The organism is Pseudomonas sp. LFM046 (assembly GCF_000949385.2).
Taxonomy (GTDB): domain Bacteria; phylum Pseudomonadota; class Gammaproteobacteria; order Pseudomonadales; family Pseudomonadaceae; genus Metapseudomonas.
Map to the genome: position 1 here is coordinate 4,083,943 of NZ_JYKO02000001.1, position 22,849 is coordinate 4,106,791.

The 22,849-nt window shown below is 64.3% G+C and carries 14 protein-coding genes; 8 read left to right on the forward strand and 6 right to left on the reverse strand.

From position 1 onward, the window contains the following. The first annotated feature begins 84 nt into the window (after positions 1-84). The 4 genes from TQ98_RS18885 (at position 85) to TQ98_RS18900 (ending at position 4,034) form a co-directional block, all read left to right on the forward strand. A complete protein-coding gene (locus tag TQ98_RS18885) occupies positions 85-1,179 on the forward strand; it encodes a polyamine ABC transporter substrate-binding protein (RefSeq protein WP_044870433.1) in 1,095 nt (364 codons plus the stop codon). Between the two features lie 33 nt (positions 1,180-1,212). Further along, complete coding sequence (locus TQ98_RS18890) at positions 1,213-2,631, forward strand: aminotransferase (RefSeq protein WP_044870434.1); 1,419 nt, start codon at positions 1,213-1,215, stop codon at positions 2,629-2,631. Positions 2,632-2,674: 43 nt separating this feature from the next. Beyond that, on the forward strand, positions 2,675-3,523 hold the full coding sequence (locus tag TQ98_RS18895; RefSeq protein WP_044870435.1) for a helix-turn-helix transcriptional regulator: 849 nt from the start codon (positions 2,675-2,677) through the stop codon (positions 3,521-3,523). Between the two features lie 85 nt (positions 3,524-3,608). Then, the gene (locus tag TQ98_RS18900; RefSeq protein ID WP_044870436.1) at positions 3,609-4,034 is read left to right on the forward strand and encodes an organic hydroperoxide resistance protein; all 426 of its coding nucleotides are present in this window, start codon (positions 3,609-3,611) and stop codon (positions 4,032-4,034) included. 42 nt (positions 4,035-4,076) lie between these two features. Here the strand turns inward: TQ98_RS18900 and cheR are convergent, their stop codons facing one another. Then, entirely contained in the window at positions 4,077-4,904 is an 828-nt protein-coding gene (cheR, locus tag TQ98_RS18905) for a protein-glutamate O-methyltransferase CheR (protein ID WP_044870437.1), read from the reverse strand. Between the two features lie 44 nt (positions 4,905-4,948). After that, entirely contained in the window at positions 4,949-5,881 is a 933-nt protein-coding gene (locus TQ98_RS18910; protein WP_044870438.1) for a chemotaxis protein CheV, read from the reverse strand. A gap of 76 nt (positions 5,882-5,957) precedes the next feature. Between TQ98_RS18910 and flgA the strand changes: the two genes are divergently transcribed. The 4 genes from flgA to TQ98_RS18930 all read left to right on the forward strand — a co-directional run bounded on the left by flgA (position 5,958) and on the right by TQ98_RS18930 (position 8,542). Beyond that, positions 5,958-6,719 (forward strand): flagellar basal body P-ring formation chaperone FlgA, encoded by a 762-nt coding sequence (flgA, locus tag TQ98_RS18915; RefSeq protein ID WP_103103005.1) that lies wholly within the window; start codon positions 5,958-5,960, stop codon positions 6,717-6,719. 129 nt (positions 6,720-6,848) lie between these two features. Further along, on the forward strand, positions 6,849-7,187 hold the full coding sequence (gene flgM / locus TQ98_RS18920) for a flagellar biosynthesis anti-sigma factor FlgM (protein ID WP_044870439.1): 339 nt from the start codon (positions 6,849-6,851) through the stop codon (positions 7,185-7,187). Between the two features lie 49 nt (positions 7,188-7,236). Beyond that, positions 7,237-7,704, forward strand: coding sequence for a flagellar protein FlgN (locus TQ98_RS18925; protein WP_044870440.1), 468 nt, complete (start codon positions 7,237-7,239; stop codon positions 7,702-7,704). A gap of 88 nt (positions 7,705-7,792) precedes the next feature. Continuing rightward, positions 7,793-8,542 carry a flagellar brake protein gene (locus TQ98_RS18930; RefSeq protein ID WP_044870441.1) on the forward strand — a complete coding sequence of 250 codons (750 nt, stop codon included), beginning with the start codon at positions 7,793-7,795 and terminating at the stop codon, positions 8,540-8,542. A gap of 34 nt (positions 8,543-8,576) precedes the next feature. Here the strand turns inward: TQ98_RS18930 and TQ98_RS18935 are convergent, their stop codons facing one another. From TQ98_RS18935 to TQ98_RS18950, 4 genes are all read right to left on the reverse strand, one after another. After that, the gene (locus tag TQ98_RS18935) at positions 8,577-9,194 is read right to left on the reverse strand and encodes a TIGR04282 family arsenosugar biosynthesis glycosyltransferase (RefSeq protein ID WP_044870442.1); all 618 of its coding nucleotides are present in this window, start codon (positions 9,192-9,194) and stop codon (positions 8,577-8,579) included. Between the two features lie 99 nt (positions 9,195-9,293). Further along, complete coding sequence (locus TQ98_RS18940) at positions 9,294-10,622, reverse strand: MFS transporter (protein WP_044870443.1); 1,329 nt, start codon at positions 10,620-10,622, stop codon at positions 9,294-9,296. Positions 10,623-10,685: 63 nt separating this feature from the next. Beyond that, the gene (locus tag TQ98_RS18945; RefSeq protein ID WP_177410224.1) at positions 10,686-11,927 is read right to left on the reverse strand and encodes a glutamine synthetase family protein; all 1,242 of its coding nucleotides are present in this window, start codon (positions 11,925-11,927) and stop codon (positions 10,686-10,688) included. Positions 11,928-12,205: 278 nt separating this feature from the next. Next, the gene (locus TQ98_RS18950; protein ID WP_103103006.1) at positions 12,206-22,627 is read right to left on the reverse strand and encodes a peroxidase family protein; all 10,422 of its coding nucleotides are present in this window, start codon (positions 22,625-22,627) and stop codon (positions 12,206-12,208) included. Positions 22,628-22,849: the final 222 nt, after the last annotated feature.

The following is a 22,849-nucleotide window of genomic DNA, read 5'->3' on the forward strand; positions in this document are numbered from 1 at the left end:
CCCGTTCGGGTTATGGCCCCATCGCCGCCCGGCGCACAGAGTAGCCACAGGTGACCCAATAACGACACAAGAGGTGGAACCGACATGCGCAAGACCCTCGCTGCAGCACTCGGCGCGACGCTCATCCTGTTGCCGGCCCTTGGCCAGGCGGACGATGGCAATACCCTGCGCCTGTACAACTGGTCGGATTACATCGGCGAGAACACCCTCAAGGACTTCGAGAAAGCCACTGGCATCAAGGTGGTCTACGACACCTTCGATTCCTATGAGACGGTCCAGGGCAAGCTGTTGCCGGGGCGCTCCGGCTACGACCTGGTGGTGATGAACGCCGCGCTGGTACCGCCGCTGTTGAAGGCCGGGGTCTTCCAGCCACTGGACAAGAGCCGGCTGCCCAGCTGGGGCAACCTGGACCGGCAGGTGCTGGCCAGCCTGGAGCATTTCGATCCGGGCGTGACCTACTCCGCGCCCTATACCTGGGGCAGCAACGGCATCACCTACAACGTGGAGATGATCAAGGCGCGCATGCCCGATGCGCCCATCGGCTCCCTGGCGATGGTCTTCGATCCCGAGGTGGTGTCGCGCTTCGCCGACTGCGGCGTGACCCTGATCGACTCGCCCACCGATGTGCTGCCGCTGGCCCTGACCTACCTGGGCCGCGACCCGAACAGCGCCGCGCCGGAGGACTTGAAGGCCGCCCAGGACCTGCTGATGAAGGTTCGTCCCTATATCCGCAAGTTCGACTCCATGAGCTACCTCAACGGCCTGGCCAACGGCGACCAGTGCATCGCCATGACCTGGTCCGGCGACTACGCCACCGCCCAGGCCCGCGCTACCGAGGCCGGCGCCAAGGTGAAGCTGGATTACTTCATCCCGAAGGAAGGCTCGCTGATCTGGTTCGATGACTTCTACATCCCCAAGGATGCGCCCCATGTGGAGAACGCCCACAAGTTCATCGAATACATGCTGCAACCCCGGGTGATCGCTGACGTTACCGACTACATCCGCTATGCCAACAGCAACCAGGCCGCGACCCCCCTGGTAACCGCGGAGGTGCGCAACGACCCGGCGATCTACCCCGACGACGCCACCCGTGCCCGCCTCTTCACCCAGAAACCCCAGCCGCAGAAGGCCATGCGCCTGATCACTCGCACCTGGAATGCAGTGAAAACCGGCAAGTGATTTGAATTACCTGATGGACCCGAGGTTAAGACCATGACCAAGCTGAACGCCGACTTCTTCGCCCAGTTCGACAACGAGCGCCTGGTGGCCGCCGACAAGGCGCACTACATGCACGGCTACCACATCTTCGACGACCACCGGGAGAACGGCGCGCTGAACATCGCCGCAGGCAGTGGCGCCTATATCTACGACACCGCTGGCAACCGCTACCTGGATGCCGTGGGCGGCATGTGGTGCACCAACATCGGCCTGGGCCGCGAGGAAATGGCCGAAGCCATCGCCGACCAAGTCCGCCAGTTGGCCTACTCCAACCCCTTCTGCGACATGGCCAACGTCAAGGCCATTGAACTCTGCGAGAAGCTGGCGGAACTGGCCCCCGGCGACCTGGACCACGTGTTCCTCACCACCGGCGGCTCCACGGCCGTGGATACCGCCTTCCGCCTGGTGCAGTACTACCAGAACTGCCGTGGCAAGCCGGAGAAAAAGCACGTCATCACCCGGATCAACGCCTACCACGGCTCCACCTTCCTCACCATGTCCCTGGGTGGCAAGGCGGCGGACCGGCCGGCGGAGTTCGACTTCCTCAAGGACCGTATCCACCACATCTCCTGCCCCAACCCCTACCGCGCGCCGGCAGGCATGAGCGAGGCGGAGTTCCTGGATTTCCTGGTGAACGAGTTCGAGGACAAGATCCTCACCCTCGGCGCCGACCGGGTGGCGGCCTTCTTCGCCGAGCCGATCATGGGTTCGGGCGGCGTGATCATTCCGCCGGCCGGCTACCACAAGCGCATGTGGGAGGTCTGCCAGCGCCACGACGTGCTGTATGTATCGGACGAGGTGGTGACCTCCTTCGGTCGCCTCGGCGCCTTTTTCGCGTCGGAAGACGTGTTCGGCGTGGTGCCGGACATCATCACCACCGCCAAGGGCCTGACCTCCGGCTACCTGCCCCTGGGCGCGTGCATCTTCTCCGACCGCATCTGGCAGGTCATCGGCGAAGCGGACAAGGGTCGCTGCTTCAGCCACGGCTTCACCTACAGCGGGCACCCGGTGAGCTGCGTCAGCGCACTGAAGAACATCGAGATCATCCAGCGGGAGAATCTGCTGGCCCATGTGGACGACGTGGGCGCTTATCTGGAGCAACGGCTGCAGAGCCTCGCCGACCTGCCACTGGTGGGCAGCGTGCGCTGCAAGAAGCTGATGGCCTGCGTGGAGTTCGTCGCCGACAAGGCCAGCAAGGCCCTGTTCCCCGACGCGCTGAACATAGGCGAGCAGATCCACCTGCGGGCGCAGAAACGCGGCCTGCTGGTGCGGCCCATCGTCCACCTGAACGTGATGTCGCCGCCCCTGACCATCACCCACGCGCAAGTGGACGAGATCGTCGAGACCCTGCGGGAGGCCATCCTCGAAACCGCCGAGGACCTCAAGCAACGGGGCGACTATGCGGGCAATTGAAGGCGTCTGGCCGCCTGCAGGCGGTGCCAGTAGACTGCCGGACATGACCGAGTCCCAACCTGCCAGCACCACCCTCGCCGCCCTGCATGCCTGGCATGCGGGGCTGGCGCAGGCCATGGCCAGCGTCGCGGAACCGGTGTTCTGCGAGCACCTGATCGACGCCCTGAGAAGCCTGGTGCCCATCGAGTCGGTACTGCTCGGCCTGGAATGCAAGGGTCTGGCGCCGCGACCGCTCTACCAGTGCGGCATCCCCACCGAGTACCGCGAGGCGCTGATCGAGCGCTACTACGCCCGCGGCTATCTGCTGGACCCCTTCTGCCTGGCGATGGAGAACGGCCTGGCCGAGGGCTTCTACCACCTCTCGGAAATCGCCCCCGACGACTTCTTCAGCAGCGAGTACTACCGCACCAACTACCTCAAGTGCGGTTCCGTGGAAGACGCCCACTTCATCGTCGACCTCGGTGGCCAGCGCAAGGTGTCCCTGTGTGTGTACCAGGGCCGCAGTGGGGCGCGCTTCAGCCAGGAAGAGCTTGCGCTGCTGCGAACGGCGCACCCGCTGGTCCGCGAGCTGGTGCGCCAGTTCGATGAGCGCGGCGGCCTGATCCGCAGCCTCGACGGCCACGGCACGGCGCCCCTGCGCAGCGGCGCTCCCGCCGGCCTCAACCAGCAGATCCGCGAAGCCTTCATGAACTTCGGCGGCGACCGCCTGACCGAGCGGGAACGGGAAATCGCCCACCTGCTGCTGCGCGGCCACTCGGCGAAATCCAGCGCCAAGGTGCTGGAAATCTCCCCGGAAACCGTGCGCATGCACCGCAAGAATCTCTACACCAAGCTGGAGATCAGCTCCCAGGCGGAGTTATTCGCCCTGTTCATCGACTGGCTGACGGCCTGAGGGGCGACCTTCAGTCAGCCAGAGCCAGGTGAGTCGAATCCTTTGACTAGGCTTGGGTGTCTCGCCCACCAACAGGAGACTCACCATGCCCATCGAGAAAGCCCTGTATACCGCCTATGCTGAAGCCTACGGCGGCCGCGAAGGCCGCGCCGTGTCGTCGGACGGGGTGCTGGATGTGAAGCTGACCACCCCCAAGGAACTGGGCGGTGCCGGCGGGAACGGCACCAACCCTGAACAACTCTTCGCCGCCGGCTATTCGGCGTGCTTCCTCGGCGCCCTCAAGTTCGTCGCCGGCAAGGAGAAGATCGCCCTCAGCGAGGACACCTATATCGAAGGCGCGGTGGGCATCGGTACCCTGCCCACGGGCTTCGGCATCGAAGTGGAACTGAAGATCTCCCTGCCCGGGCTGGACAAGCAGGCCGCCAAGGCGCTGGTGGACAAGGCGCATATCGTCTGCCCCTACTCCAATGCGACGCGGGGCAATATCAATGTGACGCTGACGCTGGTGTGAGGCGCACACGGATAAAAAAGGGAGGCCGCTGGCCTCCCTCTTTCATTTCACCTTGTAGATGATCCCCGGACTGCACTGGACCATCTGGTACAGGTCCGGCAGGCCATTGAGCGCCTCGGAGGCGCCGAGGAACAGGTAGCCACCCGGCTTCAGCGTGGCGTGGATGCGGGTGAGGATGTCCTTCTTCACTTCCGCCGAGAAGTAAATCAATACGTTGCGGCAGAAGACGATGTCGAACTTGCCCAGCGCCGCGTAGCTGTCCAGCAGGTTCAGCGGGCGGAACTCCACCCGGCTGCGGATCGCCGGTTTCACCGCCCAGCGCCCCGGCCCCTTCGGATCGAAATAGCGCTGCAGGCGTTCCTGGGACAGGCCCCGGCCCATGGCCAGGCTGTCGTACTCACCGGAGCGGCAGGCAGTCAGCATGGTGGAAGAAAGGTCCGTGGCGACGATGCGAGCACCGCCCTTGAGCTGGCCGAGGTTGACCTTCTCGTACTCGTCGATCGTCATGGAAATGGAGAACGGCTCCTGTCCCGACGAACTGGCGGCCGACCAGATGCGCAACGGCTGGTTCGGGCTGGCCTTGATCAGTTCGGGCAGCACCCGGTTTTTCAGCACTTCAAAGGGATAGGTATCGCGAAACCAGAGGGTCTCGTTGGTGGTCATGGCATCGATCACCTGCTCGCGCAGGCCACCACGGGAAAAACCCTGGATGCGCTGCGTGAGCTCGCCCAGGGTCTTGATGCCGTTCTGCTCCATCAGCTTGTTCAGCCGGCTGGACACCAGGTACTGCTTGTTGCTGCCCAGCAGGATGCCGCAGGTCTTCTCCAGGAACACCCGGAACTGCTCGAAATCCACATTGCCTGAAGACACTAAGGGCGCCTCACCAATCTATTCCGTGTCAGGGGGCCGAGCCATCAGCCCCCATCCGTTACCCTGATGCGTTCCACCACACGGGCCGCCAGATCGTCCGGCTTGAACTTGGCGAGGAAATCGTCCGCGCCCACCTTCTTCACCATCGCCTGGTTGAACACACCGGAGAGCGAAGTATGCAGGAGGATATGCAGTTTCTGCATGCGCGGATCGTTGCGGATTTCCGCCGTCAGGGTATAGCCGTCCATCTCGGGCATTTCGATGTCGGAGACGATCATCAGCAGCTCCTGCTCCGGCGCCTTGCCCTCCTCCACCATCTCGCGCAGGTAGTTGTAGGCCTGACGCCCGTCGTTGAGGGCCTTGACCTCCACGCCGACGGTTTCCAGGCAGCGGATCACCTGCTTGCGCGCCACCGACGAGTCGTCGACGATCAGCACCCGCTTGCTGACGGCCTTGCTTTGGGTCTCGATGTCCACCACGCCTTCGGACACCACTTCGGAGGTGGGCGCCACTTCGGCGAGGATCTTCTCCACGTCGATGATTTCCACCAGCTGCTTGTCGACCCGGGTCACCGCCGTCAGGTAATGCTCACGACCGGTTCCCTTGGGTGGCGGATGGATCTCCTCCCAGTTCATGTTGACGATGCGCTCCACCGAGCGCACCAGGAAACCCTGCACCTTGGTGTTGTATTCCGTGATGATGACGAAGCTGTTCTTCAGGTCATCCAGGCCTCTGCGCCCGGTCGCCATGGACAGGTCGAGAATCGGAATGGTACCCCCACGGATATTGGCAACCCCGCGCACCACCGGACTGGACTTGGGCATCAGGGTGAGACGGGGGCACTGCAGCACCTCCTTCACCTTGAACACGTTGATCCCGTAGAGCTGCGATCCGTCGAGGCGGAACAACAGCAGCTCCAGGCGGTTCTGCCCGACCAGTTGGGTACGCTGGTTAACCGAATCCAAAATACCGGCCATGACCAGACTCCTCTGACACGCCCTTGAACGCCCGCTTCAGCCTAGCAGGCGGCACGAGCCTTGCTTCTCTAATTGTATGAACGCTTTGACGACGCTTTTCCGACACTTGATGGCAAAACGCCGCTTTTCTCTTGCGGCTGTTTTACCTGCTTTGTGCTGTCTCGGCTACAGCCCGATATCGGCTGCGGCCGTGACATCGCCCGAAGTGCTTATCGGCACGGCGGAAGGCTTTCTTGAGTACGCCGTCGAAGAATATCTGCAGCGCAGCAACATCCAGGGTCGCAGCGAAATCCAAGTCAACCGCCTCGATCCGCGCCTGCGCCTGGCCGAATGCGACAAGGAATTGACGACCAGCCTGGAAAGCCCGGCCCAGCCCCTTGGACGGGTGACGGTGCGAATCCGCTGCGACGGCAGTTCACCCTGGACAGTGTTCGTCCCGGCCCAGGTGAAGCTGTATCGCGAAGTGGTGGTGGTGACCCGCCCGTTGCGTCGCGGCGCCCCCATCGGGCCCCAGGACGTTTCCGTGGCCGAGCGCGACGTGGGCACGCTGAGCCAGGGCTTCCTGAGCGATCCGGAGCAGGTCGTCGGCCAGAAGACCACCCGCGCCCTGGTCCCCGACCAGGTGCTGGCGCCCCTGCACCTGCAGCAGGCCGAAGTGGTCAGCAAGGGCGACCAGGTGGTGATCAGCGCCGCAAGCAGCGCGATCAACGTGCGTATGCCGGGAGAAGCCCTGTCCAACGGCGCCCTGGGCGAGCAGATCCGGGTCCGCAACCTGAGCTCCGGCCGCGTGGTGAAGGCCCGCGTCAAGGGCCCGGGGCAGGTCCAGGTGGATATGTAGACATGATTCCGCTGGCGCCCCGGAGGGCTGATTTTCTAAACTCAGCCAGTACAAAAAAATTTCCTAAAGTTATCCCGGACAGGGCCGATAAACCGGTAAGCGTCCATATAGCGTCCGAGGTTCTTCATCATGGTTATCGACTTCAACCGGCTCAATAACGGCCCCACGCCCTCCAACTCTGGGCGCACCGGCAGCACCCAGGCCGGCAAGAGCGAAACCGTCACCAGCGGCCAGACCACTGCTCCCCAAACGACCGGCGAGCAGGCCCCGGCAGCCAAGAGCGGCGAATCCGTGCAACTGAGCAGCGAGGCTCAGGTGCTGCAGAAAGCCGGCGAAAAACTGCGCGACCTGCCCGTGGTGGACAAGGAGCGCGTAGAAAAACTCAAGCAGGCCATTGCCGACGGCTCCTACCAGGTCGACAGCAATCGCGTGGCCAGCAAGCTGCTGAACTTCGAATCCCAGCGCTAGTCCACGGGCGGCGCTGGGGAACTTGGACGCCCGATCCCCAGAGCGCGTAATGCAAGACACCAACCTGCTTCAGCTGTTCACCGACGATATCGGCCACGCCCAGCGTTTGCTTGAGCTGATGGACGAAGAATTCCAGGCCCTGGGCGAACGTGACCTCGCCCGCCTCGAAGGCCTGCTCGCCGAAAAACAGCCCCTGCTCGCCCAACTCGACCAGCACGGCCGCCAACGCAGCCAACTGCTGGCCAGCCTCCAACTGAGCGCCGACCGCGCCGGCCTCCAGCAGCTCGCCGAACGCTCGCCCCTGGGCCAGGAGCTCCTGGAGCGTGGCGACGAACTCGCCCAACTGCTGGAAAACTGCCAGAAAGCCAACGAACGCAACGGACGCCTGATCCGCGCCAATCGCGCCTCGGTCGGCGGCATGCTCGGCATCCTGCGTGGCGGCGAAACGCCTGGCCTCTATGACAGCCGCGGTGCCACCGCTAGAATCGGCCAGCAGCGCCCGCTAAGCCAGGCCTGACAAGAAATTACAAGAAGAATGCGAAGACAGGCGGAGCCCTGCCACCCTGCTTTGCGCAATCCGCTTTGTGTTTGGAGAGTCCTGGACCGTGTCCAACCCATTCCAAGAAGATAACGGCCCACAACCCCCCAAGGTGCTCAAGACACCCGTCGAGATCCTGGCCAACCTTCGCCTCCTGCAACAGCATCACGATCCCCTGATCATCACCTTCCACGACCGCAACCAGCGCTTCCAGAGCTACCTGGTGGAAGTGGACCGCGACCGCGGCCGGATCGCCCTGGACGAAATGATCCCGAACGATGGTGAGCGCTTCCTGAAGAACGGCGAGACCTTCCGCATCGAAGGTTTCCACGAGGGCGTGCGGATCGCCTGGGAAACCCAGCAACCCGCCACCGTCGGCGAGTTCGAGGGCGACCGCTGCTACTGGTGCCCCCTGCCCGACGAAGTGACCTACCACCAGCGCCGCAACGCGTACCGTGCCGCGCTCAAGCAGACGCAACTGGTGTCCATCGAGCTGGACGGCGACAAGCTGTCCAAGCCTTTCAAGGGTGTGATGCTGGATATCTCCGCCACCGGCTGCAAGCTGCGCTTCGAGGGCGATCTGACCGGCCGCGTGCAACCGGGCCAGGTCTATGAACGCTTCACCGCCCGCCTACCGATCGGCCCCATCACCACCTCCGTCGAACTGCGCCACCTGCGCTACGACGAAAAGCTCGATGCGAGCTTCGCCGGCATCCGCTTCCACAGCATGAGCGGCCTGGTGCAACGCAATGTCGAACGCTTCGTCTACCAGCTGCAGCGCGAAGCACGGCGGTTCGAGAAAGACGAGCTGTTCTAGCAGGCGGTGAGCGACTGCCAGACCGGCGCCGCCCTCAGACCGTCCCGAGCTTGAAGCCCAGCCGCCCCAGTCGCGGCAAGTGCTCGGGACTGTCCATCACCCAGAGCGATGGCAACAGCCCATGCTGCCACTCCAGTTCCTGCAGGCGCTCACAGGTCCGCGCGAGCACCTGGTTACTGCCCCATGGCATGGCCTCGAACAGGCGCGGATCGACGCGACGCAGGCCAAGCAGCGCATAACGTCCGTCTTCGGTCGGCCCCAGCACCGCCTGGTGATGGTCCAGGGCCTCGCACGCGGCTGACAGGTAGTCGGCATCCAGCATCGGGCAATGCTGGCCGATGAGCACCACGGCTTCGTTCTCGGACAGGCCAAGGGCGGCGATGCGGCGCATTCGCTCCCCCAGGTCGCCGACCGGCTGGCCCACCACCATCCAGTCATTGTCCTCGGCCAAGGCTTCCAGGGCTTCGTCCGGCCCATCCTCGATCCAGAAGATCCGTTCACTGAAGCCAAGGGGCGGGAGATTGAGAACGCGGGCCACCAGTTGCCGCTGCAACTGGCTGACTCCCGCCTCCCCCAGCACGGGGAGTAGCCGGGGGTCGAGCTTGCCGGCCTGCGGGGCGCTGGCCAGCAAATGCAGGGAAATGCTCAACATGACCAGATCCTCCTTGAAGTCCCGAGGCAAACCTCGGGACTGAAGCTCAGACAGTCATACCGGGCGATGATTGGGCAAAAGCGAAATGGCGTTGGGCCACTACTTGTTGGGTTGCGGTTCCTCGGCCGGCCCGGCGGACGGCTCAGTGGGCGGCGGCGGAATGTCGCCGTTCTGCATCTGATCCTGCACCGATTTCTCGTCAACGCGCGGGTCCAGTGCAGCCACCAGCGGCGAACTGGTCATGTTGTCCGGCGTGGGCACGTGGTGCAGCGGCGCCTCGTCGACCCGGTGCATGGCGGTGACCGCATCCGGCCGTACCCGCAGTACGAGTACCGCCGCGCAGAAGCAGACGAAGGCATAGAGCATGTTCGGCCCCAACTGCTTCATCAGGGCACCGGTCAGCAGCGGGCCGATACTGGCGCCGACGCCGAAGGTGATCAGCAGCATCGCAGTCAGCGATACCCGCCGCTCGGCTTCTATATGGTCGTTGGAGAACGCCACCGCCAACGGATAGAGACTGAACTGCAGCAAGCAGACCACGAAGCCCACCGGGAACAGCAGCTCCAGGGGCGCGGTCGGCATGATCGCCAGGGGCAGCGCCGCAAGCGCCAGCAGGGCCGCGGTGCTGCGGATCAGCACGGCACGATCGTGGCGGTCGGACAGCCAGCCCAGCGGCCACTGCACCAGCAGGCCGGCCAGGATGCAGCTACCCATGAACAGACCCACCTGGTCGATGGGCAGCCCCTGGGCGGTCGCATAGAGCGGCGCCAGACCATAGAAGGAACCGATCACCAGGCCCGACACCAGCACCGTGGTCATGGACTGCGGCACCCGCTTGATGAAGAAGCGCGGCTCCAGCGGCGCCGGATGCAACGGTGCCGGGTGCAGCTTGCGGGTCAGCGCCACCGGCACCAGGCAGAGGGCGAAGCACATGGCCACCAGCATCAGCAGTTCCGGCCCCAGCCCCGGATGCAGCACCAGCACCAACTGGCCCAGCACCAGGCCGAGGTAAGACGCCACCATATAGCCGGCAAAGACCTGCCCGCGCTGGCTGGCGTCGGCCTGCTCGGTGAGCCAGCTCTCGATCACCATGTACTGGCACATCATCCCCAGGCCCACCAGCATCCGCATGAACAGCCAGACCGGCAGGATGGAAATCAGCCCATGACCGAGCACCGCCGCGGTGACCACACCGGCGCAGGCCACGTAGGCCCGTATGTGCCCTACCCTGGCGATCAGCCGGTGCCCCAGCTTGCCGCCCAGGATCAGGCCGAAATAGTTGGACGCCATCAAGGCCCCCACCCAGAGCCCGTCCACCTTGTCGGCTGCCAGGCGCAGGCCGAGGTAGGTGCTGAGCAGGCCGGAGCCGATCAGCATGAGCAGGGTGGCGAAATATAGCGCACGAAAGGACTTCCAGATTCGATGCATTGACGCGCTCCAGGCGGCTTCCAATACAGAGAGGGCCGCCGGAATTGGCGGCCCCTGGTCGGATCAGACCTGGGCGGCGAGGATGCGCCGTTCCCAGGGCGTGATCTCATCGAAGAAGCTGCTGAGCTCCATCGTCTTTGTAGCAATGTAGCCTTCGATGAACTCCTTGCCGAACAGTTCACGGGCCAGATCACTGCGTTTCAGACGCTCGATGGCGGCATGCAAGGTACAGGGCAGGACAAGTTCGTCGGGGGCCTCGAATTCGCCCTGGATGGGCGCGCTCGGCTGCAACTGCTGCTCCATTCCGTAGAGCCCCGCCGCAAGGCTGGCAGCGATGGCCAGGTACGGGTTGGCGTCGGCGCCCGGCAGGCGGTTTTCCACCCGCCTGGCCACCGGTGCGCTGGCCGGAATGCGCAAGCCCGCCGCCCGGTTGTCGTGGGACCAGCAGGCGTTGTTGGGCGATGCATAGGGATGGCAAAGGCGCTGGTAGGAATTCACGTTGGGCGCGAAGAGTGCCGTGAAGTCCGCCATGGCCGCCTGCTGGCCGCCGATGAAATGGGCAAAGGCCGCAGTGGGCTCGCCATTGGCGTCGCTGAAGATGTTCTCGCCGCCATCGACGGTCACCACGCTCTGGTGAATGTGCATCGAGCTGCCCGGCGTATGCGCCAGCGGCTTGGCCATGCAGACCACCTGGATGCCGTGCCGTAGCGCCACTTCCTTGAGCAGGTGCTTGAACAGGAAAGTCTGGTCCGCCAACAGCAGCGGATCGCCATGAAGGAAATTGATCTCGAACTGGCTGACGCCCATTTCGTGCATGAAGGTGTCGCGCGGCATGCCGAACGCCTCCATGGTCCGATAGACCTCCTCGAAGAAAGGTCGCAGGCCATTGTTGGACGACACGCTGAACGCCGAGTGTCCCACCTCGCGCCGGCCATCCAGGCCGAGCGGCGGCAGGAACGGCTGGTGCGGATCAGGGTTGGTCGCGAAGACGAAGAACTCCAGCTCGGTGGCCACCACCGGTTGCCAGCCATGCTCGGCGTAGCGCTCCACCACCTTGCGCAGCAGGCCCCGGGTAGACAGTCCGGAAGGCCGCCCATCCAGCTCCTGGGCATCGCAGATCGCCAGGGCGCGCGGGCGCTCGCTCCAGGGCAAGCGATGGACCTGGGCAGGCTCCGCGACCAGGGCGAGGTCGCCGTCATCGCTGCCGTAGAAACGCGCCGGCGGATAGCCGCCCATGATGGCCTGCAGCAACACCCCTCGCGCCAACTGCAGCCGACGCCCGGACAGGAAGCCCTCCCCGGTCATCACCTTGCCCCGCATCACTCCGTTCAGGTCAGGGGTAACGCACTCGATCTCTTCAACGCCAGCCAATCGCTCGGTGAGCGGGCTGCGGACTTTGGTAGTCATGGTTATTGTCCTTGTGCACGACGACCGCTCTGGATGGCGGTTTGTACAAAATACGCACCGGCCGTTCGAAATATCAAGCAGGCTCCGAAACGATTTCTCCGGGTATGAAAAAGGGGTGAAGCGCCACGCGCTTCACCCCTTGTTCCGTTACCGCATCCCTCCTTCCGGCAAGCGTCTCAGCCCACGATAAAGTCCGCCTGGGTCACCGTAGTGGCATCCGCCACGCCCACCAGGACGATGGTGTTGGCCCCGATCGTCACTCGGGTATTCACCCCGACGTCGAGGATGGTGACGTTCGCCGCGAAGTTCGCCGCAGTGATACCCATGCCGGTGATGTCGATGTGGTCCTGGCCACCAGCCGGATCGGCATCGAAGTCCAGGATGCGGTCCTGGCCGAAGCCGGCTCCGAACGCGAAGGTGTCGTTGCCCAGGCCGCCAATCAGGGTGTCGATGCCGCCCGCCCCGTTCAGGGTGTCGTTGCCCGCCCCCCCTCTGAGGGTGTTGGCCAACCCGTTGCCGGTGCCGTTGAAGTTGCCACTGCCTCCGTAGTTCAGGTTCTCCAGGTTGGCACCCAGGGTGTAGCTCGCCAGCGAGGTCCAGACGCTATCCGTGCCCGCACCGGCCAACTCGATCACCACATCGCCTGCATCGGTTACCTCGTAGGTATCGTTACCTGCACCACCGCGCATGGTGTCCGCGCCGCCCTTGCCCATCAGCACGTCGGTACCTGTCCCACCGCCCATCTGGTTGTCCAACGCATTGCCTGTGCCGGTGAAGTTGCCATTGCCGCCGTAGTTCAGGTTCTCCAGGTTGGCACCCAGGGTGTAGCTTGCCAGCGAGGTCCAGACCGTATCCGTACCCGCACCGGCCGACTCGGCTACCGCATCGCCCGCATCGGTTACCTCGTAGGTATCGTTACCCGCACCACCGCGCATGGTGTCCGCGCCGCCCTTGCCCATCAGCACGTCGTTACCCACGCCGCTCACCAACAGGTTGGCCAGAACGTTGCCAGTGCCGGTGAAGTTGCCGCTACCACCGTAGAACAAGTTCTCGACATTGGCACCCAGGGCGTAGCTGGCCAGCGAGGTCCAGACCGTATCCGTACCCGCACCACCCGACTCGGCCACCACATCGCCTGCCTCGGTGACCTCATAGGTATCGTTCCCCGCACCACCGCGCATGGTGTCCACGCCGCCCTTGCCCATCAGCACGTCGTTACCCACGCCGCCCACCAACAGGTTGGCCAGCGCGTTGCCAATGCCGGTGAAGTTGCCAGTGCCACCGTAGAACAGGTTCTCGACATTGGCGCCCAGGGTGTAGCTCGCCAGCGAGGTCCAGACCGTGTCGCTTCCCTCCCCGGCCAACTCAGTCACCACATCCCCAGCCTCGGTCACCTCGTAGGTGTCATTGCCGGTACCGCCCGCCATGCTGTCCGCACCAGCCCCGCCAATCAGCGTGTCGCTCCCATTGTCGCCATTGAGAACATCATCACCCGCCAGACCGCGGAGCGTGTCGTTGCCATCACCGCCGCTCAGGGTATCGGCGCCTATGGAACCAATCAGGCTATCGCTACCCGGCCCCCCCGTGACCAGGGTGCCCACCACACTGGTCGCCGCCGAGGCCACCGACTCCGCGACGCCGCCATCATCGGTGAAGCTCGCCACCACCCGCAGCAGTTGGCCGAGCTGCGCCGCACCGACCGTGAAGTTCGCCCCCGTGGCACCGATGATGTTGGAGAAGCTCGCACCGCCGTTGGTGGAGAACTGCCACTGGAAGCTGAACACCGAAGTCGTGGTGCCATCCGCGTCGGCAATGGTCCCGCGGGTCGCGGTCAGCACTTGGCCCAGCGTCGGCGTGGTATCGCTGATCACCGGCGCACCGGTCGGCGCATCGTTCACCTGGGTAGCTGAGACCAGGGCAGTGGCGGCCGAGTACACGGTCTCCAGTACGCCATTGCGGTCCTTGTAGATCGCCTTCAGGCGCAGCGCTTGTCCGGCCAGGTCGGCGGTGACCCGGAAGGTCGGACCGGCCACCACGTCACTGTCGCCACCCGCGTTCAGCGTCTCGATGTCGACGAACACGCCGTCACCCTCGTCCACCTGCCAATAGAAAGCCACCGGCCCGGTGATGGTACCGCCGGGGTTGTCGGCATCGGTCACGCCCGCGATGGACGCCCGCAGCAGAGCGCCGACTTCCGGGGTCGTATCGCTGATCGTGGCCTGGCCGGTCGGACCGTTGTTGAGGCCCGGAACCAGCGGAATCGCCTGGTCGGAGAACTGCAGCCGCTCGATCCCGGTCAGGCGATCGACACCATCGCGGCCATCGACCGTGTCGGTCACGGTGATCACGTCATCCGAGAAGTCCAGCGTGGTGTCATTGTTGTCGATGCTGACCAGGTATTCCTCGAAGTTGCCGCGATATACCGCCGTGTCGTAGTTGAAGCCGGTGCCATTGAGGATCTCGCGAACGATCACCAGTTGCCCCGGATTCACCAACCCCGAAAGCACGGCCGAGGCGAGCGTCAGGTTGTTGGGCGTGCCTGCCAGGGCTCCGGACTTGCCGGTGATCACCCCGGTCAGGTGATTGGCGGTGCCGATTTCCACGCCCCCCACCTGGATGCTGATGCGCGCGTTCAGCGACTTGTCGCCATCGATCAGGTCGTTGCCACCGCCGCCGATGAGCAGATCACTGCCGTTGCCACCGAGGATGATGTTGCCGTCGCCGAACGCGTCGTCCGGAGTACCTGTGATGCCGTCGACGCCAGCTGCGGCGGTGCCGACGAAGGCCCGCAAGCCGATGATCAGGTCGAAGTTGGTCAGCGCGCTGCCGGCGGCTCCACCGTGGGTGGCGATGGCTACGGCATCGGCGTCGTCGCCGTGCAGCATATCGCTGAACCTGGAACCGGATAGGCCTTCGGTGGACGCGAAGCGTGACAGCACCGACGCCACGGATGGGGCGATGGGTGCCTCGTTGAAGGCGCGCAGGCGCATGTCGATGTTGACGCCGGCCGGGTCGTCGCGGAATACCGCCCAGTCGAAGCCCGACATCCCGACATAGCGGTCACCTTCCCCGCCATTGCCCATCATGATGTCGTCGCCGCCCTCACCGTCCATGCGGTCGATGATCCCGAGCTCGCCGTAGAATACGTCGTGGCCGATGATCGGGTCGTTGCCGAAGGCATCGAAGTTGTCGCCCGCGGCGCCGTCGGCCATGCCCTGCTGGATCCAGTCGTCACCCTCGTTGCCGAAGGTGAATTCGTTCGCGCGGCCGGCCAACAGGAAGTCGTTGCCCACGCCGCCGAAGATCTCGGACTCATCTTCGATCGTTATGATGAAGTCATTGCCGAACCCGCCGATCATCAGGTTGATGCCATTGCCGCCGTGGAGGACGTCGTTGCCCTCTCCGCCCTGGATGTTATCGTCGCCGCCCCGGTCGGTAATGATGTCGTCGCCGGCACCACCGAACAGCATGTCGTTGCCGTCACCGCCTTCGAGCCGGTCGTTGCCGGCGTCGCCGTGCAGGGTGTCATCACCGACGCTGGAAATCAGCCTGTCGTTGCCGGCAGTGCCGCCCAGCACCACATGGTCCTCGCCGCGGTAGATCAGCAGGCCGTCCCCGCGACCGACCAGCGGCAGCAAGGGATTGGTCCCCGTCGGGTCGTCACGCCCGGTGACGCCCAGGCCCGTGTGTTGCGCGAGCTGGTTCACTTCGAGGGTGAAGGCCGGGGTGGAGAAGATATCCCCCGGCAGGTGCACGGCGTCGGTGTTGGCCATCACCAGCTTGGCAAAGGAGTTGTTCTCCAGCTCGGTGAGGAAGTTCAGGCCGGCGGTGCGCTCCAGGTAGTAGAAGCGGTCGCCGTCCTGGAGTTTTTCCATCTGGTTCTCGAACACGAAGTTGAACGTCGAGCCCAGCAGGCCACCGAAGGGCATCTGCCGCTCGGCCAGGCCACCGATCCACAGGTCGATGTCATTCACCCCGGTGGCCGCCGCCGGCCCGTTGAGGAAGGCCAGGCGTTCGGCATTGAACGCGTCCGCCGCAGCGCCGGTCAGGGTTGGATCGCCAAACACCAGGTTGGTCGCCGCCAGCCGCTTGGCCGCCAATGTGGTGGCACTGGTGACGCTGGCGTGGGTGCCATAGGCGGCGATGAAATTCACCACCGACTCCTGATGCTTCAGGTTCGCGGCGAAATCCAGCCAGCTGGTGTAGGGCTTGAGCTGGGTGTCGCCGGTGGCGTTGTAGAACTCCTGGCGCGCCATGTTCAACGTCGGGACGCCGGTGTCGCGACCTCGGGTCAGGTTGATGGTCGGCAGGTCCAACGGCAAGCCCAGCAGGTTGTTGCGCAGGGCCTCGGTGACGAACTCGTCAATCTCGTTGCCCTGCTGCCGGGTCATGCCGCGGACGATGGCGCCAGCCGCCTGATCGGCGGATACCGCGACCGTACCCCCCGCACCGTTGCTCAACTGGTTGAACGCCAGCGGATTGAGGAAGGCCGCGATCAGCCCCATGGAGCTGTCGTTGGCGAAGGTCGGATCGAAGCGGTCCACGGTCTCGGTCAGCATCGAGTGGCCGAAGCGGTAAACGACGTGGGCGAACTCGGCGACGATGGCCGGGTTGATGTTGGTGTCGTAGACCTGGGTCGGCGCGAAGAAGACGTCCACCTGCGGCTGCACCTTGCGCGCGAACTCCTCGAACACCAGGTGCTGGTACTGCATCTCGGTGGTGAAGCGCGCAGCCTGGAACAGGCGTTCGCCATCCCAGACACCGGGTGACAGCTGCCACTCGGCGATGAAGTCCGGGTCGTTACTGGCCAGCACCACTGCCTTGATGTGCTCGATCATGCGGTTGTGTTCCGAGTGGAACACATGGTGCACGGCGGTCAGGCCGATGTTCTCGTTGCCACGGCCATCGCCGGTGATGAAGTGGGCATCGAGCAGCTCGTCATCATATTCCAGCCGCTGCCCGGTCACCGGGTCGGTTGCCACCGCATTGCCAGCGACATCGTCGGCATCCGCGGTCAGCAATGCGCCAGTGGAAGTGCGCGGATTGGCGTTATGCGCAATATCGTCGAGGAACGCGTGGTTGGTGCGTACCACATTGCCCGGCACCGCCAGGCCGCCAGCCTGCCCTTCGACGGTACCGGTGGCAGTGACGAACTGCGCGAAGCCGTTGGCGCCAGGCACGAACTTGCCATAGGCGTCGGTCACCAGCATGGGCAGGTTGGTGACATCGGCATCGGTGAGGAGGATGCCGAGCATCAGGGCTTGTGCCTTGACCTCTGCCCAGGTCGGCAGACCGCCACTGGCTCCATCGAGCAGCCGGCCGGTGGCCACCGGGTCACCCGCGGCATCCAGCGTGTACTCGCGCAGGAACACCTGATGCGAGGCGTGGGAGGTATAGGTCTGGTTCTGGTCGACGAAGGGCGTGGTCTGATTGTTGTGCAGATGCACGTCGTCAGACGTACCGAAGGTGTTGTCGGCCCCCGCCTGCACCAGGGTATTGGTGGCGCGGGTCAGCAACATGAAGCGCTGGGCCTCCGGCAGGTCATCTCCGGTTCCAGCGATGCCATCGGCCCCGAGCACCAGGGGATCATCGGCCTGCAATGGGACGAAGACAACGCCATTGCCCCCCTTGTTCACCAGGTCCAGGCCGTGATCGAAGAACTGGCCAAACAGGGTGAACCAGGAGTTGAAGCCCGCCGACAGACCTTCGTCCGGAGCCGTATTGGGAATGAACAGCGGCTGCCCCCGAGGAATGGCATTGCCGTTCAGATCGAGCAGCGTCCCCACCGGGAAGGCAACACCATTGGGGTCAAGCTGGGTGCCATCGGCGAGGATGCCTAGCCCGGCACCCACATAGGCCTGCACCGCGGCCGGGCTGGTGATGGTCTGGTCCACCACCAGGTTGGAAATGATCCGCGGATCGGCGTCCACGACATTCGCACCGGGACCACTGGTGGCGTAGTTGGTATTGGTGACGACGCCGCCAGGGGCGGGTCCGTTGCTGTCGAACTGGTCACCATCCTGGTCGTTACGGAAGAACTGATCCAGCAGGGTCGGGAACGGTTGGTCGGCCGCACCGAAGCCCTCCTGCCCCGGAACCAGGTTGTTGAAGCTGCCATCCACTGTCCGCAGGCCGAATGCGCCACGGGTGTTCGGCAGGATGTCCAGCAGGCTTTCGCCGGCGGCATGGCGTTCGGCAATCTTGATCTGGTCGAGGATGAACTGCAGGTCCCCACGGATCAGGTGCACGCCGCCATTGATGGGTTCAGTCGGGCTTTCGACCGGAATTGCCGCTGGCGTGGTCGGTACCACCACACCGGCCACATCGGCGGTCGGGGCGGAGAATGCGGTCTCCAGGACGCCTTCGTCATCCTGGTAGATCGCCTTCACGCGGATCGCCAGGCCGTTCTGCTCCGCGGTGACGCGGAAGGTACCGCGGGCAGCGGTCGAAGGGACATCGCCACCTTCGGTGACGATGTCCTGGAAGATGCCCGAGCCGGCAATGGTCTCGGCCTGCCAGATGAAGGTGATCGGCCGCCCGTTGAGCGTGCCGCCAGCGTTATCGGCGTCGGTGACCCCGGCCACGGAGGCTCTCAGCAATTGCCCGACTGACGGCGTGTTGTCCACCTGGCCGCTGGTGGCATCGAGGATGCTCAGCTGGCCTGTAGGCAGGCTGTTGGCACCACCGAGGACCAGCGTCTGATCGGCGAACTGCAGCCGCTCGATGTTCAGCAGGGTGTCCGAGCCCTCGGTACCGACGTTGTCGGTAACCGTGGTCACCCCATTGACCGTGGTGACGGTGTAGTTGGCGCGGTCGCCACCGAACACCGCCGTATCCACACTGTCATCGGTGTCGAGGATCTCGCGGACGATGCTCAGCTGGCTCGGGTTGATCTCGCCGGAGAGCATGCGCGGAATCAGCTCCTGGATGCTCTGCACGGTCGTTACATTGGGGTTGCCGGTGACCTGCACGCGCACGTTGAGCCAGCGGTCGCCGTCGATCAGGTCGTTGCCGCCACGGCCTTCGATGATGTCGCTGCCCGCACCGCCCAGCAGGATATTGCCGGCGCTGAAGGACACCACGCCAGGCCCGAAGGCATCGTCGAACAGGTCCTGCAGTCCGTTGATCAGGGCGATGTTGGTCAGGGTGCTGCCGAGTTCGCCATCGGTGGGGATGGTGGTGGCATCGGAGTGGTCGCCCTTGAGGATGTCGCTGAACGAAGAACCGGAAAGCCCTTCGACTTCCGCGAAGCGGTCGAGCAGGCCGGCATTGGAGGCCGGGACCGGCGGTTCCACCAGATCGTTGACCAGCAGGTCGACATTGACGCCACGCGGATCGCCACGGTAAGTGGCCCAGTCCCAACCGGACATGCCGTCGAAGTGGTCGGAACCTTCGGAGCCGACCATGATGTCGTCGCCGCCCTCGCCCATCACCTCGTCGAAGCCACCGCCACCGACGAAGACGTCGTTACCGGGCACCTCGTCGCGGGAGAACGGTGAGAAGTTGTCGCCGGGGGCACCGTCCTGGGTGCCGATCTCGATCCAGTCGTCGCCTTCGTTGCCCGCGGTCTGCAGGTTGCCCTTGGCGCCGTAGATGAAGTCATTGCCGGTACCGCCAAAGGTTTCCGACACGTCTTCGCCGGTGATGATGAAGTCACTGCCGCCACCACCGAGGATCAGGTTGAAGCCGTTGCCGCCGTGGATGACGTCGTTGCCCTCGCCACCCTTGATGTTATCGTCGCCACCCCAGTCGGTAATGATGTCGTCACCCGCGCCGCCATCGAGGTTATCGACGCCGTCGCCGCCTTCCAGGCGGTCATTGCCGGCATCGCCCCAGAGGGTGTCATCGCCGATGCTGGCGATCAGGATGTCGTTGCCGTCCGTGCCGCCGAGCACCACATGATCCACGCCGGTGTAGCGCAGGTAGTTGGTATCGGGCCCGGCGGTGTCCGGGTTGTCACGGATTACCAGCCCCAGCAGCGGGTTGTCGCCCAGCGGGTCGGAGTTGCCGGCAATGCCGTCCGTCCCTACCACATCGTCGGCGGTTCCCTGGATACCATCGGCGCCCGCCTCGTTCAGGCCGGTGTGCTGCGCCAGTTGATTGACTTCGAGAATCCACGCCGGGGTGGAGAAGATGTCCGCCGGCAGCCGGGTGATGTCGGTGTTCTCCATCACCATCTTGGCGAAGGAGTTGTTCTCCATCTCGGTGAGGAAGTTCAGCCCTGCCAGGCGACTCAAGTAATAGAAGCGGTCGCCGTTCTGCAGCGCCTCCATCTGGGTCTCGAAGACGAAGTTGAAGGTGGAGCCAAGCAGGCCGCCGAACGGCATCTGCTGCTCGGCCAGGCCGCCGATCCAGAAGTCCACCAGATCCAGGCCGGTGGTGGTCACGCCGTTGGCGCCATTGGCCCAGGCCCCTGTGCTGTTCAGGAAGTCCAGTCGGTCGATGGGAACATTGGCCCCCGTGCCGAGGACAATTGCCATCGCCGCAGCGCGCTTGGCTTCCAGGCTCGTCGCCCCGGTGATCGTGGAGTGAGTCCCGTAAGCGGCGATGAAATTGATCAGGGACGTTTCATGCTTGAGGTTGTCCATGAAATCGACCCAGCTGGTGTAGGCCGCCAACTGGCTGTCGCCGGTCATCGCGTGGAACTCGCGGCGCGCGGCGTTCAGTGACGGAATACCGGTGTCGCGGCCACGGGCGATGTTGATGGTGGCCAGGTCCAGTGGCAAGCCCAGCAGGTTGTTGCGCAAGGCTTCGGTTACGAACTCGTCGACCTCGTTGCCTTCCTGGCGGGTGGTACCGCGGATGATGGCCCCGGCCGCCGCTTCAGGCGTCGCGCCGCTGCCGGCGAATGCCAGCGGATTGAGGAAGGCAGTAATCAGGCCGATCTCGCTGCTGGCGAAATTCGGGTCGAGCCGGTCGATGGTCTCGGTCAGCATGGAGTGACCGAAGCGATAAACCGTGTGGGCGAACTCGGCGACGATGGCCGGGTTGATGGTGGCGTCGAAGCCGTTGGGCGCCAGGAATGCGTCGACGGCGGGCTGCACCTTGCGGGCGAACTCTTCGAACACGAGGTGCTGGTACTGCATCTCGGTACCGAACTTGGCGGCCTGGAACAGACGCTCGCCGTTCCAGTTCAGCCCATCCGGGGTCGCTGGCACGGCAGCCACCGGCGTCAGCAACCACTGGTTGAGGAAAGCCAGGTCGCCGGAGGCCAGGATCACTTCCTTGGTGTGTTCGACCAGGCGGTTGTGCTCGGAGTGGAACACATGGTGAACGGCGGTCAGGCCGATGTTTTCGTTGGCGCGGCCATCGCCGGCCATGTAGTGGGCGTCCAGCAGCTCGTTGTCGTAGGTGGCCGAATTCCCGTCATCCACCCCGGCCACTGCGTCGGCATCGACGCCCAGCAAGGCGCCGGTCTGGCTGTTGAATGGATTGGCGCTATGGGCGATGTCATCGAGGAAGGCATGGCCGGTGCGGATCGCGCCCACCAGGCTGATGGGTGCCGCTGGGTTGCCCTCGACCAGCACATTGCCGGGGAAGACCACTTGCGGGAATCCGTTCGGCCCCTTGATGAAATTGCCGTAGGCATCGGTGGCCAGCAGCGGGACGCTACCCACGTCGGCGTCGGTCAGGTCGATGCCGAGGATGTCGCGGGCCTGCGCCTTGACCACCGCCCAGGTCGCCATGCCACCCAACTCGACGTCGTCCGCCGTACCGAATCTGAGGTCTGCGCCCAGGTCACGATTGGTAATCAGCCGGCCGGTGGACACCGGGTCACCATCGGCATTCAGCTCGTAGGCACGCAGGAACACCTGGTGGGACGGGTGCGAGCTGTAGGTCTGATTCTGGTCGACGAAGGGCGAGGTGGTGTTCTGGGTTTCCTGGGTGTCATCGGCGGTGCCCAGCACGCCATCGGCTCCAGGACCGGCGAACTGGGTGGCGCGGGTCAGGACCAGGAAGTTGGTCTGGCTGCCCGGGACGAACAGCGGGTCGTCTTCCTGCAGCGGAATGAAGACAATCTCGTTGCCTCCCTTTGTAACCAGGTCCAGGCCATGGTCGAAGAATTGGCCGAAGAAGGTGAACCAGGTGTTGAAGGGGGCGGAAAGCCCTGCGTCCGGAGCGGTGTTGGGAGCAAACAGCGGCTGCCCGGCGGGGACCGGAACCCCGGCGAGGTCGAGCAGCGTGCCGACCGGGAATGGAACACCGCCAGGATCCAGTTGCGTGCCATCGGCCAGGACGCCGAAGCCGGCATCGACGAAGGTCTGGACCGCCGCCGGGTTGCTGATGGTCTGATCAACGATCAGGTTGCTGATGATCCGCGGCTGGGAGTCGACCACCGTACCGCTGCCCAGGTAGGAGGTGCCGTCTTCTCCCGGACGGAATACCGGTTCCAGCATGCGCGGGAAGAGTTCGTCGGCAGCGCCGACGGTTTCCTGCCCGCCCAGCAGATGGTTGAAGGAGCCGTCCACCGTGCGCAGGCCCCAGGGCACTTGCGAGTTGGGCACAAGAGACGTCAGTTCGATGCCGGCCGCGTGGGCCTCGGCGATCAGGATCTGCTGGAGAATGAACTCGAGGTCAGACTTGATGAAGTTGGCCATGTTGTTTACCTCAATCCGACAGCAATAAGTCAGGCCGAATCGCGCCCGCGCGGGTGCGATTCCACGTTTCGTCGAAGGAAAGCGATCAAGCCGGGCAAATCGCAGTCGCGGCCGAACCCGCCAAGCCTTGGTAGTGGCTCAGTTCCGACTGAATGGATTTGTCCCTGTCAGCGGCCGTCGTCGAAGGCGGCGCGTAAGCTCAGGCGTGAGGTGGTCCGTGGA

Coding starts and splice junctions, on each gene's coding strand:
- TQ98_RS18895 (WP_044870435.1), top strand. CDS start 2,675: ATGACCGAGTCCCAACCTGCCAGCACCACCCTCGCCGCCCTGCATGCC.
- TQ98_RS18935 (WP_044870442.1), bottom strand. CDS start 9,194: ATGTTGAGCATTTCCCTGCATTTGCTGGCCAGCGCCCCGCAGGCCGGC.
- TQ98_RS18890 (WP_044870434.1), top strand. CDS start 1,213: ATGACCAAGCTGAACGCCGACTTCTTCGCCCAGTTCGACAACGAGCGC.
- TQ98_RS18900 (WP_044870436.1), top strand. CDS start 3,609: ATGCCCATCGAGAAAGCCCTGTATACCGCCTATGCTGAAGCCTACGGC.
- TQ98_RS18945 (WP_177410224.1), bottom strand. CDS start 11,927: ATGACCGGGGAGGGCTTCCTGTCCGGGCGTCGGCTGCAGTTGGCGCGA.
- flgA (WP_103103005.1), top strand. CDS start 5,958: ATGAACGCTTTGACGACGCTTTTCCGACACTTGATGGCAAAACGCCGC.
- TQ98_RS18950 (WP_103103006.1), bottom strand. CDS start 22,627: ATGGCCAACTTCATCAAGTCTGACCTCGAGTTCATTCTCCAGCAGATC.
- TQ98_RS18885 (WP_044870433.1), top strand. CDS start 85: ATGCGCAAGACCCTCGCTGCAGCACTCGGCGCGACGCTCATCCTGTTG.
- TQ98_RS18925 (WP_044870440.1), top strand. CDS start 7,237: ATGCAAGACACCAACCTGCTTCAGCTGTTCACCGACGATATCGGCCAC.
- TQ98_RS18940 (WP_044870443.1), bottom strand. CDS start 10,622: ATGCATCGAATCTGGAAGTCCTTTCGTGCGCTATATTTCGCCACCCTG.
- TQ98_RS18910 (WP_044870438.1), bottom strand. CDS start 5,881: ATGGCCGGTATTTTGGATTCGGTTAACCAGCGTACCCAACTGGTCGGG.
- flgM (WP_044870439.1), top strand. CDS start 6,849: ATGGTTATCGACTTCAACCGGCTCAATAACGGCCCCACGCCCTCCAAC.